The sequence below is a fragment of the Nocardiopsis sp. YSL2 genome, assembly GCF_030555055.1.
Classification (GTDB): Bacteria; Actinomycetota; Actinomycetes; order Streptosporangiales; family Streptosporangiaceae; genus Nocardiopsis.
On the sequence record NZ_JAMOAO010000001.1, the window covers coordinates 6,117,963 to 6,131,232 of the forward strand.

Genomic DNA, 13,270 nt, shown 5'->3' on the forward strand with positions numbered 1-13,270 from the left:
CCTGCCCGCCGACGCGGGTCCGCACGGGTCGTCCGTGTTCGGGCACCGTGTCGCGAGGACGGCACCGGAGCACCGTTTCGGCGCTGTCCGCCTCACGGGCATGAAGCGCGGGAGCAGAGGGGGAGACATGCTCATCAGCAACATCTACCGTCCGACGGTCCTCGGCTGCCAGGCGGACGAACCGCTGGCCGATGTGGCACAACGGATGGCGGAGGAGGACGTGGGCGCCCTGGCCGTGTTCGGCGTCGACCGGATCGTCGGGATCATCACGGAGCGGGACCTGGTGAGGGCGCTGGCCGAAGCACACGCCCCGGCCGCGGAGAGCGCCATCGAGTACGCGTCGACGGCGATCGAGACCGCCGGCCTCGAGGAGGACTCGCGGGAGGTGGCCCGCCGGATGATGGAGGCGGGTATCCGCCATCTTCCGGTGGTGGAGAACGGAAGCATGGTCGGCATGGTGTCGATGCGAAACCTGCTCGCTCTGGAGGCGTGGGCGTCCTAAGGCGTGGGCGTCCGGGTGCGGTGAGGGAAGAGGTTCACCGGTGCTGCGCCTTCGCCGTGATCTTGCTACTGGGAGCGATTTCGGCGCCCATACCGCCTCTGGGTTCCACCTCCGGTGAAGATCCCGGCCCGCAGCACTAGTGGTGGGTGTGCCGCCGAGGGTCCAGCAGGTGGATCAGGATCCGCGCGGGGCTGACGGCCGTGACCGCGTGGGGGACGGATCCCGCCACGTGGATCATCGCTCCGGGGCCGAGGTCGTGATTCTGGTCCCCGATGTCGAACCGGATGTGCCCTTCGAGGACCTGGACGAGGATCGGTGAGGGGGCGGTGTGCTCCTTGAGTTCGGCGCCCCCGTCCAGCGCCAGGTGCATGACCCGCACGTCCTCGTCGGAGAACAGTCGCGAGGACGCGGTCTGCCCCTCCTTGAAGGGTGTCTGCTCCCTGAGCTGGTCGAGCCCCGTCGAGATCAGCTTCCAGCGGGCGTCGTCGGCCATGCGTTCCTCCTCTCCGTGCGCTTTCCGGAAGGGCTGTGCACCCCGACCGTCCCGACTCCGCCCCGGACCGCCGAAGCGCACGTCACCCCCATGCAATCTGTTCGAGGGCCCGGCGGCAAGCGGCACACGGCCCGGATGTGCCCGGAGGCGCCCTTCCATGCCCCCGGGGCCCTGTACCAGGTGCCGTGTGCGACCGCACGCTACCCACGCGCTGACCAAGGAGGTTCCTTCGGTACGCACCACACGACTACCGACGGGGCGGGCGTTCTCCCTGGCCCTGGTGCCCCTTCTCTCATAGCACCAGGTGATGCGCCCGGGAGAGATAGGGACCGTGGAGACCATCCACCGGCATGCAGTGGCGAAGGGCCACCTGGTCCACCACATCGACCTCTCCGGTCAGTTCCGCTGTGGTGGCAGCGCCCTGTACGAACAGTGGGTTCTTGGTCTGCTCGGGCCGGCCCCCGGTGGGTCGCTCCGATGGGATGGGGACGAGAACTTCTCCCTGGGTACGGCTTCCTCGTCGGCCGGGATGGAGGCCGAACTGGTGAGTGGGGCCCGCATCGCGGATGGCTCCGTCTACGCGACCGCCCGCCGGGCACCGCCTTCGCGGTGCCCGGCGGGCGCGGTACCGTCGCGGGTTACTCCTCCGGTGTGATGCGCAGGAAGGTGACCGAGTGCGCCGGGAAGGTGTGGGTGAAGGTGCTGTCCACACCGTCGATGGTGGAGGTCTCCGGGCTGACGGGCCGGTCGGTCGCCGTGTTCTCGGCGGCCGGATCGGCCGCCAGGACGGTCAGCTCAGCAGTGGGCTCCACCTGGGCCGATCCCAGGTCGATCGACGTGCGGGCCGCCTCGTCCTGGGCGTTGACGACCTTGACGATGAGCTCGCCGGTCTGCTCGTCGCGGGTGACGACCTGGCGGAACGGTTCGGGCTCGGGGGCGGTGAACCTGCCCCATTCCTCGTCGTCGAGGTAGAGGGTGACGTCGCGGTCGCGCACCTCGACTCGGATGTCGTAGGCGCGGCCGGACTCCACGGTGGTGCCGTCGGCGATGAGGGAGCTCTTCGCGCCGCCGGAGGCCTGCTCCACCGCGGACTGGGTGTTGTTCCACCCGCCCAGGTTCCACCAGTAGTAGTCGTCGGTGCCCTGGACGCCGAACCCGACGAGGAAGCCCTCGGCGCCCTCGCGCTTGGTGGCGGTCACCTCCAGGTCGTAGTCGGTCCACTCGGGGTCGCCGGCGGTGACCATGGTGTTCTCACCGGAGAGGTCGGTCTGGACGTAGGCGCCGTCCTCGACGGTCCAGTCGCCGACATCGGTGGTGTGGGTCCACTGGTCGGCGCCGGCGGAGAAGTCGTCGTGGAGCAGCGTCTCGCCGTCGGCGGAGGTCACCCGGACGTCGTCGTACTCGGCGCTGGTGTTCCAGGTGGACAGTCCGATGGCGCCGGTGATCGGCCCACCGACACCGGGGGTCCCGGAAGCGGTGCTGGGCACGACCTGGTCGCCGGTGTTGGCGGAGAAGAGCCGCTGCACCTCGTAGTTGGCCGAGCCCCAGCTGGTGCTGTTGTCGAACCAGATCATGTCGGGGGTCCACTGGGTGGACCAGTCGGCGGCCAGCAGCGGGGCGTAGGAGGCCATCCGCACCACGTCGGCGTTGCGCTCCAGCCCCGTCATGAAGGCGGCCTCGGCCAGGGCGTTGGAGAACCGGTTGCCCTGTGAGGCGAACTCGCCCAGGTAGACGTCGGGGCCCTCGCGGTCGTAGGAGTCGTAGCGCTCGTTGTTGGCCAGGAACCAGGCGGGCGAGTTGTAGTAGTGCTCGTCGACCATGTCGACGCCGTGCTCGCGGTTGAGCTCCCACGCGCGCTCGAAGACCGCGCCGCCGGAGGCCGGCCCGGAGTTGCTGACCACGGTGATGTCGGGGTACTCGGCCTCGATGGCGTCTCGGAAGCGCAGGAACCGCTCGAAGAAGGCGTCGGGCAGGTTCTCCTCGTTGCCGACCTGGACGTGGGTCAGGCCGAACGGCTCGGGGTGGCCCATCTCGGCGCGCACGCCGCCCCACTCGGAGTCGGCCGGGCCGTTGGCGAACTCGATGAGGTCAAGGGTGTCCTGGACGTGTCGCTCCAGCAGCTCGGGGTCGTCGGTGGCCTGGTTCTCGCCGCAGCCGGTGACCAGGGCGGGCACGACCGGCAGCGGCATGGCGCCGAGGTCCTCGGCGAACTGGAAGTACTCGTGGTAGCCCAGTCCGTAGGACTGGTTGTAGCCCCAGAAGTTGTGGTTGGTCGCGCGCTCCTCGACGGGCCCGACGGTGTCCTTCCACTGGAAGGAGCGTTCGCGCGGCCAGTCGGGGGCCTCGTAGGCCTCGTGGCTGCCGGTGTTGACCAGGCAGCCGCCGGGGAAGCGGACGAAGCCGGGGTCCAGTGCGGCGATCTTCTCGGCGATGTCCGCGCGCAGGCCGTTCTCGTGGCCGTTGAAGGTCTCGCGGGGGAAGAGGGAGACCATGTCCAGGTCCAGCACGCCGCCACCGCTTCCGGTGACCGCCAGCCGTCCGGTGGTGCTGGAGGCGGTCGCGGTCAGCGTGCCGGTGTACTGCGCCCAGTCGCCCCGGACCTCCAGGGACAGCGGCTCGGCCAGCGGCTCGCCCTGGGCGTCGTGCAGCCGCACGGTCAGCGGGTCCGGGCGGCCCGGGGCCTTCACCCAGACCGAGAAGTCGTACTCCTCCCCCTCCGTGACGGTGATCCCGGTGGAATATCCGCTGTTCACGACCCCGTATTCGCTACCGTCGGAAGGCAGGACGATCCTAAGGTAGTTGCGGTTGCGCTCGTTGAGCCGACCGGCGTTGTTCACCACCCTCGCCTCGCTGTTGGTGTTTCCGGCACCGACCTCCTCCCATGCGGTCATGGGGGTGTAGTTCCCGTTGTCCGCGGTGCTGTATTCGAAGGAGCGGTTCTGCACCAGTTCGGCGTACAGTCCGCCGTCGGCCGCGTGGTTGATGTCCTCCATGAAAATGCCGTACATGTGGTCGCTGATCTGCGGCCCGGCGGCGGAGAGGTCGATGTCGATGCTGTAGTCGGTCGCCGCCGACGCGGGGGACGCCGTGGACACGACGCACAGCAGTCCGGTGAGCAGCGCGCACATGGTGCGCGCCGATCTCCTTGGGTTCGCTCGCAAGTTTCCTCCGGGGGGTGTGCCGCCAACGGGGTGCGGTCGGCGGTTGCGGGGTTCGTGGAGTCGCAGTGGCAAGGGGTCATCGGCGAATTCGGGCGTCATTCATCGCGGGCTCGGCGCATGCCTTGCGCGACCCTTTGATGGCATTCCTCATTCTTGTGTTAGCGCTAACATACTGATTCGACGGAGATAGGGTTCGGTCTAATGCGGCATTTTTCTAGATATAGCTTCGAAACGACGCGAGTGTCAAGGGGGGTTCGGTGGGTGAAATCCGTACACACACCGCGTGGCGGTAAACCGATGCGCGACGGCGCTCACTGAGCCCCGCACACTCCTTCGACCACCCGGTCCGCCCGGACAGCCTTGCCCGGCCGAACCGGTCCTGGCCTTCACCACCGCCACGTCGCTGATCGTCACCGATCGAGGTCGAGCCGCAGGAGGCCGCCCGTGCCGGCCGACCGCCGACCGCCGACCGGTCTGAGCCTTTCACCGGGGCGGACACACCATTTCCGAGGGCACGGTCAGCGGTTGGACGGCGCTCCGCAGCACTTCTTGTACTTGCGGGCCGAGCCGCACCAGCAGGTCTCGTTGCGCTGGGGCGGCCACGGCACGAGCCGGGGGTCGTCCCCGGTGATCTCGGCTTCGCTCCAGCTCAGCGCGGTGGCACGGTCCGCCGGGTCCGCCCCCGTCTGTTCCGCGAAGGCCTCGATCTCCGCCACGCCGTGAAGTGCGACGCTCCACCGTGTCTCGGGGGCCTGGCGAACTTGTTCCCGCAGGTGGCGGTCGGCGGCGCGGTAGTAGGCGTCCGCACCGTGCTCGGCGGCCTCGGCGGTGAGCAGGCCCCGGACACGAGCCTCGTCGAAGGCCTCCCGGGAAAAGAGCGCCTCCACCGCCCGGTCCGACTCAGAGCCCTCCGTCCGAGTCTCGCCCACGTCGCCGTACGTCTCCGCGAGAAGCCGACGTGCCGACGCCACGGCCACTTCGTCGTGTGCGTCGAGTTCCATGCCCAGTTGCGCGCGCACGCGCGATCGTCGGATGAGCGCGGTGAGGTACCGGGCTTCGACGCCTTCCAGCTCCTCCGGCGGTTCGGCGAGCAGGTCGCGGGAGGCGAGGTTGAGACACCGCAGTGCTTCGGCCAGCTCACCCCTTGCCTCCAGGTCCTCGGCGAGCATCTCCGCCGGGCCTGAACTCAATCCTCCTGGGCTGAGCAGTTCGGCGGTGATCCGTTCGGCTTCGGCGACCGCCTGTTCCCCACCGCTCCGCTGGAGCAGGTGGGCGAGTTCGATCGAGGCGTACTGACGGTCCTCGGAGGTGGGCGGGTACGCCCGTAGGACCTCCAAGACGCGCCGAGCCTGATCGGTGCGTCCCGCCCTTGTGACATCGCCGACGAAGTCCAGGAGGACCTCACCCGCGTGATCCGGCGCCTGGGCCAGCAGGTCCTGCAGCAGCCGGGCGGGCAGCTCCAGCTCCCGCAGCGCGGACAACAGGGCCGCGTCGTCTTGGGCCGGGGCGAGGTCGGTGTCGCGGTCGTTCATGGCCCCAGGTTAAGTGTCGCCCACCGTCCTGGTAGCCGTTCACCGAATCCGCCACCGAGAAACGGATCTCCGGCGGTGCACCAGAGGCGACCCCGGTCCGAGAAGCACGGACGGGCTCCCCTCCCGGCACGGGCGGAGAGCCCGGGTCACCCCGATGGCACTGCCTGCGCCGGCTCAGGCGACCGCCACGGCGACGGCCAGTTGGGCGACCGCGGCCACCCCCGAGATGATCGTGGCCCCGGCGACGAATGCGGGCAGGGCCCTCTTCCAACTGGCCAGAGTCTTCGCACGCAACTCCCCCCATCCGCCGGAGGCCAGCATCAGTTTCGCCGTCTGCCACCGGTGCTGTTCGATCCGGCATCCGGGCAGGAGACCGGAGGCGTTGTTGCGGCAACGGGTCCGGTCACGGTTCCATGCACCGCAAGGCAACGGCACCTGGAAACAGACGTAGAGGACGGAGACCGCCGAGGCGACCGCGATCCACATCGGCCCCACCTCGGGCAGGAACCATCCGAACAGGGCAAACAGAATGACGGCCACACCCCAGTAGCGCGCAAGGCCTTTGGTGTTCTTCTTGGAAGCCATATCCACCATCATCGACCGCACGTTTTCCGCCCGACAAGGGACATCGTTCCCGGGTCATTGACCGGACCAGGACAGGCCGCTCAGGTGTGAAGACAAGCCCGTCCGGGAAACTTGAAGCCCCTCCCGGGCGACCTGCGGTTTTTCTGAAGCCAAAGGCACTGCACACCCAGTGGGCAGGACTCGAATCAGTTGACACCCCGACCATATTTGATCACCGCAAAACAATCCACAAATCCAATAATGACCCCAGTCATGACCAATCGTCTTTGGATACGCATTTTTCTCATACTGCTTTATTCTCAACATCGACGTCGATGTCAGGCCGACCGGGGCCTCGCGAGTACATCGGTGTGGGCACATGTTCGGTCCGGTTCTGAGTTGTCCACAGGCTCTCAGCGGGATCGGCGGGATGGGCGGACTATGGAAGTGGAAGTCGTCACGCGACCGCTGTGAGGCGCCTGTGATCATCACGTCCTTTCCCTTCGATCCCAACCGTGGCCGACTGGAGCGTTCGGCGCGGGAGCACGCCCGGGCGCTGGCACTGGAGAGAGGCGCGTTCGACGACCGGCCGGTCCCCGTGGACCGGCTGGTCGAGCACCACCCGCGCCACGCGTGCGCCGACGACGAACGGGATCGGAGCGCGGTGCGGCATCGTGCGGCGTGCGAGGACGTCGCCCGCGCGTTCCCGTGGCCGGCACAGGAGCGCGGTCGGCAGATCGCCCGACGGGCACGGGCGGACGTGGATCTGGTCAGGTCCACGTGCGCGTCTTTCGAGGGTCGAAAGGCACTGCGAGGGTCTGGCCAGGGAGGAGCGGCGTGCGGTACCTGGCCCGCCTCCGATCGCCCCGGGAGCGGATTGCGCGGACTCCGGACAGGTGGGGGCGGCCGTCGCTATCCTCCAAGACATGACGCAACACTCCGTAGCCGACGGTGTGACCGCCCCTCGGTCCCCGTCGCTCCCCCCTCTGCAGTTCCACAAGCCCGGCGAGGACCTGGCCGCGGCCATGGCGTGCACGCGCTGCAAGGAGCAGGGCATCTCCATCCCTCCCGGGTGGGGACAGAAGAAGGCCGATCGCGGGCCACGGGAGGAGGCCGGCCAGGACACCGCCCCGAAGAAGCGTCGCACGCCTCCGTTCACGTTCCTGCAGTGGCGGCTGCTGCACCAGGTCTGGGACAAGGTGGCGGCCGACGGGGCCGGAGACGACCCCGACAGCCGGTTGCTCGCGCTGACGTGCGCGCTGCGCGGCGCGATCCGCGGGTATGCGAACCTCACCGCCCAGGACTTCCGCATCCTGCGTCTGGAGGATCCGCACGACTCCGTTCGGAGGCTGGTCGAGCCGGGATGGTTGCTCACCACACCGGAGGAGGCGGTCGAGGCCCAGGCCATGGCACCGGCCCAGTGCGGCCTGCCCACCATCCAGGGCAACCCGTGGGGCGTGGGGCAGGGCATCCGCTCGGGTGCCTCGGGCTGGGTGAGCCGCACGCTGTCCCACAAGAAGATGCGCAAGAAGCCGAACGGCATGCGGATGACCGCCGTCTACGTCGCCGCGCATGCCACGCCCGAGGGCGACATCAGCGTGCCCGCGGACCAGGTCGTCTCGGCGGTCCGTATCGCGGGGGCGGACGAGCTCGTGTCCCTTCTGGTGCGCTGGGAGGAGCTGGGCTGGATCGAGGGCTTCCGGATGACGGACGGGAACGTCGTCGCGCGTCTGACCGAGGCCACCCGCCCCTTGGCGCACGTGCCCGTACCGCCGCCCACGCCCCCGATGACCGCCCCGGCCACCACCCCGCAGGACGTGCCGGTCCCCGAGCGCGCGCGTGGGCTGGTGGAGGGCCGGGAGTCCGAGGTCGCCGACTGGGTGGGCGCCTTCCGTGACGAGCACGGCCACGGGCCGAGCTGGGGGATGCTGTCGGAGCACTTCGGTTGGCCGCCGCGGGCGGCCCCCGACCACGAGGTCACGCAGGAGGCGCTGCGGATGTTGGAGGAGGGCGGCTGGCTGACGGGCTTCGGCGTCCCGTTCGGGATGCGCCGGGGGGACAGGGCCTGAGGCACAGGGTTCAGGCCCGCGAGGTCTCTCCGGGCGGAGCCGCGTCCTCCCGTAGGGCCGCGTACAGGAGGCCCAGGGCGGCGACGACCGGCCGTGGTCCGGCGTCCCAGTGCGGCAGCGGATCGTAGGCGGCCGAGGACGGGACCGGGGGTGGCGCCGCCCCGGTCCAGAAGTCGGCGGCGCACTCCACCAGCGGTTCCAGTTCCACCGACAGCGGTCCCGGCTCCCCTGGCTCCGCGTCGGCGGGTTCCCCGGAATCGACCGCCAGGGCCGCGAGCACGTGGTCGTCGGCACCCCGCCAGTTCAGCAGGGCGAGCGGATCGCGGTCGAAGGTGTCGGCCAGGGTGAACAGGACCGCGGCGACGTGCTTGCACGGGTCGCCGTGGTCCGGGCAGGTGCACCGGGCCTGGAGGTCGTGCAGGTGCTCGGGGAAGAGGACGGCGCCATGGCCGTCGAGGATGTCCTCCACCTCGGGCTCGGGTTCGCCCGCCAGGAGGGTGTCGCGCAGGTACGGGTCGGCCCCGATGGCGCGCATGGCCCGGACGAGGACGTCGAGGGGCACCGCGGGCTGGCGGACGGTCACCGTGTACGGGCGCGATCCGCCCACGACGGCGCGCACCGCGCCCGGGGTGATCGTCACCGCCGTGACCCGCCCCTGCCCGGCGTAGACCCGCCCGCGCGCGAAGCGCGGCCCGTCGCCGGTCTCGCGGAGCGGGTCCAGGAAGCGCCCGCCCCATCGGCGGTCGTCGGTCCAGTCGTAGGCGCTCATCCGGTCACCGCCTCGGGGGCGAGCCGGATGACCTCGCGCAGCTCCTCCACCCCGAGTTCGCCGAGCCACTGCTCCCCGCTGCCGACGACGCTGTCACTGAGCTGCTTCTTGCGTTCGATCATCGCGTCGACGCGCTCCTCCAGGGTGCCCATGCAGATCATCTTGCGGACCTGGACGGTGCGCCGCTGTCCGATGCGGTGGGCGCGGTCGGTGGCCTGGTCCTCCACGGCCGGGTTCCACCAGCGGTCGACGTGGACGACCTGGTTCGCGGCGGTGAGGTTGAGGCCGGTTCCGGCGGCCTTGAGGGAGAGCAGGAACACCGCGGGTTCGTCGGAGTTCTGGAAGCGCTCGACGAGTTCCTCGCGTCGGCGCCGGGACACGCCTCCGTGCAGCCACAGCACGTCGGTGTCCAGCCTCTCGCGCAGGTAGGGGGCGAGTCTCTCCCCGAACTCGGTGTACTGGGTGAAGCACAGGGCCTTGTCGCCCTCGCCGACCATCTCGCCGAGCAGGTGTTCGAGCTGGGTGAGCTTGCCGGAGCGGCCGCGCAGGCGGGAGCCGTCGCCGAGCAGGTGGGCGGGGTGGTTGCACACCTGTTTGAGCCGGGTCATGGTCTTGAGGACCAGGCCCTTGCGCTGGATGCCGGTCGCCTCGCGGATACTGCGGGTCATCTCCTCCACGACCGCGCGGTACAGGGCGGCCTGCTCGGTGGTGAGTGTGCACCACACCTTCATCTCCTGCTTGTCGGGCAGGTCGGTGATGACGGCGGGGTCGGTCTTGAGCCTGCGCAGCAGGAAGGGCGCGGTGACCCGGCGCAGGCGCGCGGTGGCGGCGCGTCCCTGCTCGCTGTCGGGGCGCGACTGGATGTGCGCGGCGATCCCGCTGGTGAACGCCTCGCGTGGGCCGAGCAGGCCGGGGTTGGCGAACTCCATGACCGACCACAGTTCGCCGAGGTGGTTCTCCACGGGGGTGCCGGTCAGGGCGACGCGTCCGGTGGCGGGGATGGCGCGGACGGCCCTGGACTGGTCGGTGCGGGCGTTCTTGATCGCCTGGGCCTCGTCGCACACCACCCGTCGCCAGGTCTGGGCGGCGAGGTCGTCGCGATCGCGCCGGACCACCCCGTAGGTGGTGACGACCAGGTCGGTGGTCTCCAGGAGGGCGCGCAGGGCTTCGCCGCGGGGCCGGGTGGGGCCGTGGTGGACGTGTACGCGGAGTTTGGGGGTGAAGCGCTCGGCCTCCTTGTGCCAGTTGCCGACCAGGGTGGTGGGACAGACGAGGAGGGTCGGGGCGGGCCGCTGCCCGTCGGCGCGTTCGTCGGCGAGCAGGGCCAGGAGCTGCACGGTCTTGCCCAGGCCCATGTCGTCGGCCAGGACCGCGCCGAGCCCGAGCCGGTCGAGGTAGCGCAGCCAGGCCGCGCCGCGGCGCTGGTAGGGGCGCAGGCGGGCGGCCAGTCCGGGGGGTTCGGCCATCGGGGTGAAGGCTTCCTCGGCCCGGCCCTGGAGGAGGGCGCCGAGGTCGCCGTCGGCGTGGACCGCGGCCGTCGCGCCGAGGTGGTCGCCCGGGGTCTCGGCGGTACCGGCCGGCTCGGCTCCCATGTGCAGGAGCATGCGCATGGCCTCCTCCACCGGTACCGTGCCGGTGCCGCGGTCGGCCGCCCACGCGGCGGCGCGGCGCAGCCGTGCGGGGTCCACGTGCACCCATTCGCCCCGCATCCGCACCAGTGGGGACTTCAGCCGGACGAGGGCGTCGAGCTCCTCGCGGGTCAGTTCGGTGCCGCCGATGGCGACCCGGTGGTCGAAGTCGACCAGTGATCGCGTGAGGCCTCCGTCGGCGGCCGGATCCGGATGCGGGTGGTCGTCGGTGCGTTCGCTCAGCCGGACCGCCGTACCGATCTCGGCCCTGCCCAGCCAGGAGGGGAGCAGGACACGGAACCCCGCGCCTTCGAGGGCGTGCGCGCCACGGGTGAGGAACCCGGGCACGTCCTCGAACGGGATGTTGAGGCGCGCGGACGGGGGTGCGGCGCGCAGACCGCTGAGGGCGGGGTGGATCCGGGCGGCCCGGTCGAGTTCGCTGGTGATGACGGAGGCCGCGTCGTACGGCAGCCAGGGGATCCCGGCGTCCGCGAGGGCCTCGTCCAGGGGCAGCATCAGGGAGGGGTCGCCGGTGGAGCGCACCCACACCTGGAGGCACCAGTCCGGCTCGGGTTCGGGGTCCCCTTCGAAGCCGGGATCGGGCTCGGTCCCGGTCCGGTAGCCCGGGTCGGTGGCGTGCTCCGCCAGGGTCGGCAGATCCCGCGCGGCCTCGTCGGCCGCGGCCTCCCCCGCGCGATCAGCTATGTCGACGGCCGGGCCGCCGAACGGGTCCGGTGGCGGCTCCACCAGCCGGAAGGCCAGGTGCAGTCCGCCGACGTGTTCCTCCACCCGGGTGAACCAGGCGCGGAGCGAGCGGTCGAGGCGGTTCAGGCCCGCGGTGCCGGTCGAAGCGCACAGGCAGCCTTCGGCGGAGGTCAGCTCCTCCAGCCACAGGTGGTGGGTCCCGTGCCCGTCGGGGACGTCCGCGTGCCTGTCCGACAGGCGTTCCCGGCACAGCGCGTCGACCAGCAGGCGCAGTCCGCCGAGGGTGTCGGTGACGGCGGCCTCCCCCGTCCGCCGCGCGCTGGTCTGGGGTGCGTGGTGGGCGCGTGCCGACGGGGGCAGGCTCCGGATGTACGACCGCAGCCAGGAGGCCCCGTCGGGCGACAGCACCGGCCGCCACCGGGCGTGGACGGCGGCCCGGTCACGTGGGGCGGACGGGCACTCGGCCTCCTCCACCACCTGAGGGACCACCCGCCCCGCGCCCGCGTACTGCTCGGCCGCGCGCAGCAGGACCACCAGGGCCCTGAGTGCCGGTCCCGCCCATGGTGCGTCCTGGGCCCGGCGCAGGACCGCCAGGGCTTGGGCGCCGTGCAGCCGCACGGCGGGAACGATCCAGGAACTCAGGACGGCGCCGTCCGGCCGAGCGCCGGGTTCGGACGCGCCGGCCCGCTCCCGCGGCTCGTCCGACGCGCCCGTGGGGGCTCGCGGGTCCGGCGGCGGGTCCGGACGATCGGCGGTGCCCGGCAGCCGCAGGACGGCCTGCGCCACGTCCGTTCCGGTCCCTGGCACACCGGCGAGCGCCAGGACGTCGTCGGCCGTCATCGCGAAGGGGTGGGATCGGGCCTCCGGGTCGGAGTGTCCGGGCGGTGCGTCGCAAGCGGGGGCGGCCGGGGGCGGAGCGGTGTCCGTGCCCCACAGGAGGAGCCGGTCGCCGGACCAGAACCCCTCGACGAGGCGTCGTTGAGTCACGCCCTCCAGTGTGCCGACTCCGCGGTACCGGCGCAGCCGATCCCGGCGCTTTCCGCCCGCGCTCCCCCGCCCCGCTCCTCCGCCGTCCGCTCCGTGGACCACCCACCCCGTCGGAGCGCGATGACGTTGTCGGTGACGGTCGCGGTCCGCCCGTCGGGACCGGTCGCGGTGCGCTGGGGTGCCTCGCCTCTCTCGACGTGCCAGTCGTTGGTCAGTCGCAGCGAGGCGATGACCTCGTCGGGCGTGGGGAAGCGGACGTCCTGGCCGGTCTGCCACGACCAGGGGGCCGCGGAGGCGTGTTCGATCACGGCCAGCAGCCCGCCGGGCGCCACGGCCCGGGCCGCCCGGCGGAGGACGTCTTCGCGCGCGATGGTGACCGGGGTGTGGAAGTAGGTGGCCGCGACCAGCGCGTAGGTGCCGTCGGGGAAGGTCGCGGCGAGGTCGTGTCGCTCGGCGCGGACCCGGTCGGCGACGCCCGTGGCCGCGGCACCCGCGACCACCCGGTCCAGGGCGGTCCGCGACACGTCGACGGCGGTGACGTCCCAGCCGCGGACCGCGAGCCAGAGTGCGTCGCCGCCGTGTCCGCAGCCCAGGTCCAGGGCTGTTGCCGGGGTGGGGGCCAGGTCTGCGACCAGGTCGGCCAGGACGACGTTGGGCGTCGTGCCCCACTGTGCGTCCATGCCGGCGTAGTGGTTCTCCCAGAAGGACGCGGAGTCGTTGGCGCTGTTCATGCGGGGCCTTTCGGGTGCGGGTGGTCGGGCCACGGCTGCGGGGCCGGTGACCGGGCCGGTGCCCGGCCGTTGGTACGAGACTGCGCCACCGGCTGCTGGAGTTGCAAAGCCTCATGCCGTTTCAGCATG

Annotated in this window: 10 protein-coding genes; 3 read left to right on the forward strand and 7 right to left on the reverse strand. The window is 71.1% G+C overall.

The window, feature by feature from the left end; translation table 11 throughout:
- Nucleotides 1–127 precede the first annotated feature (127 nt).
- Nucleotides 128–502 (forward strand): cyclic nucleotide-binding/CBS domain-containing protein, encoded by a 375-nt coding sequence (locus tag M1P99_RS26950; protein WP_304455391.1) that lies wholly within the window; start codon nt 128–130, stop codon nt 500–502.
- A 136-nt stretch (nt 503–638) separates the two neighbouring features.
- Here M1P99_RS26950 and M1P99_RS26955 read toward each other — a convergent pair whose 3' ends face one another.
- Nucleotides 639–995, reverse strand: coding sequence for a cupin domain-containing protein (locus M1P99_RS26955; protein ID WP_304455392.1), 357 nt, complete (start codon nt 993–995; stop codon nt 639–641).
- 307 nt (nt 996–1,302) lie between these two features.
- Here M1P99_RS26955 and M1P99_RS26960 point away from each other — a divergent pair, with 307 nt between their 5' ends.
- Entirely contained in the window at nt 1,303–1,650 is a 348-nt protein-coding gene (locus M1P99_RS26960; RefSeq protein ID WP_304455393.1) for a DNA/RNA helicase domain-containing protein, read from the forward strand.
- On the opposite strand, the gene M1P99_RS26965 is transcribed toward M1P99_RS26960, so the two are convergent.
- From M1P99_RS26965 to M1P99_RS26975, 3 genes are all read right to left on the reverse strand, one after another.
- A complete protein-coding gene (locus M1P99_RS26965; protein ID WP_304455394.1) occupies nt 1,634–4,123 on the reverse strand; it encodes an alpha-L-arabinofuranosidase C-terminal domain-containing protein in 2,490 nt (829 codons plus the stop codon). The genes M1P99_RS26960 and M1P99_RS26965 overlap by 17 nt on opposite strands.
- A 551-nt stretch (nt 4,124–4,674) precedes the next feature.
- On the reverse strand, nt 4,675–5,688 hold the full coding sequence (locus tag M1P99_RS26970; protein ID WP_304455395.1) for an SEC-C domain-containing protein: 1,014 nt from the start codon (nt 5,686–5,688) through the stop codon (nt 4,675–4,677).
- A gap of 174 nt (nt 5,689–5,862) precedes the next feature.
- Entirely contained in the window at nt 5,863–6,273 is a 411-nt protein-coding gene (locus tag M1P99_RS26975; protein ID WP_304455396.1) for a hypothetical protein, read from the reverse strand.
- Between the two features lie 905 nt (nt 6,274–7,178).
- Between M1P99_RS26975 and M1P99_RS26980 the strand changes: the two genes are divergently transcribed.
- Nucleotides 7,179–8,321 carry a hypothetical protein gene (locus tag M1P99_RS26980; protein ID WP_304455397.1) on the forward strand — a complete coding sequence of 381 codons (1,143 nt, stop codon included), beginning with the start codon at nt 7,179–7,181 and terminating at the stop codon, nt 8,319–8,321.
- Between the two features lie 10 nt (nt 8,322–8,331).
- Here the strand turns inward: M1P99_RS26980 and M1P99_RS26985 are convergent, their stop codons facing one another.
- The 3 genes from M1P99_RS26985 to M1P99_RS26995 are packed head-to-tail and all read right to left on the reverse strand — an operon-like array spanning nt 8,332 to nt 13,141.
- Nucleotides 8,332–9,090 carry an SWIM zinc finger family protein gene (locus M1P99_RS26985; protein ID WP_304455398.1) on the reverse strand — a complete coding sequence of 253 codons (759 nt, stop codon included), beginning with the start codon at nt 9,088–9,090 and terminating at the stop codon, nt 8,332–8,334.
- Nucleotides 9,087–12,410 carry a DEAD/DEAH box helicase gene (locus M1P99_RS26990; RefSeq protein ID WP_304455399.1) on the reverse strand — a complete coding sequence of 1,108 codons (3,324 nt, stop codon included), beginning with the start codon at nt 12,408–12,410 and terminating at the stop codon, nt 9,087–9,089. Before M1P99_RS26990 ends, M1P99_RS26985 begins: the two co-directional genes overlap by 4 nt.
- Nucleotides 12,407–13,141 (reverse strand): bifunctional 2-polyprenyl-6-hydroxyphenol methylase/3-demethylubiquinol 3-O-methyltransferase UbiG, encoded by a 735-nt coding sequence (locus M1P99_RS26995; RefSeq protein WP_304455400.1) that lies wholly within the window; start codon nt 13,139–13,141, stop codon nt 12,407–12,409. The genes M1P99_RS26990 and M1P99_RS26995 overlap by 4 nt, the downstream gene beginning before the upstream one ends.
- Between the last annotated feature and the right edge of the window lie 129 nt (nt 13,142–13,270).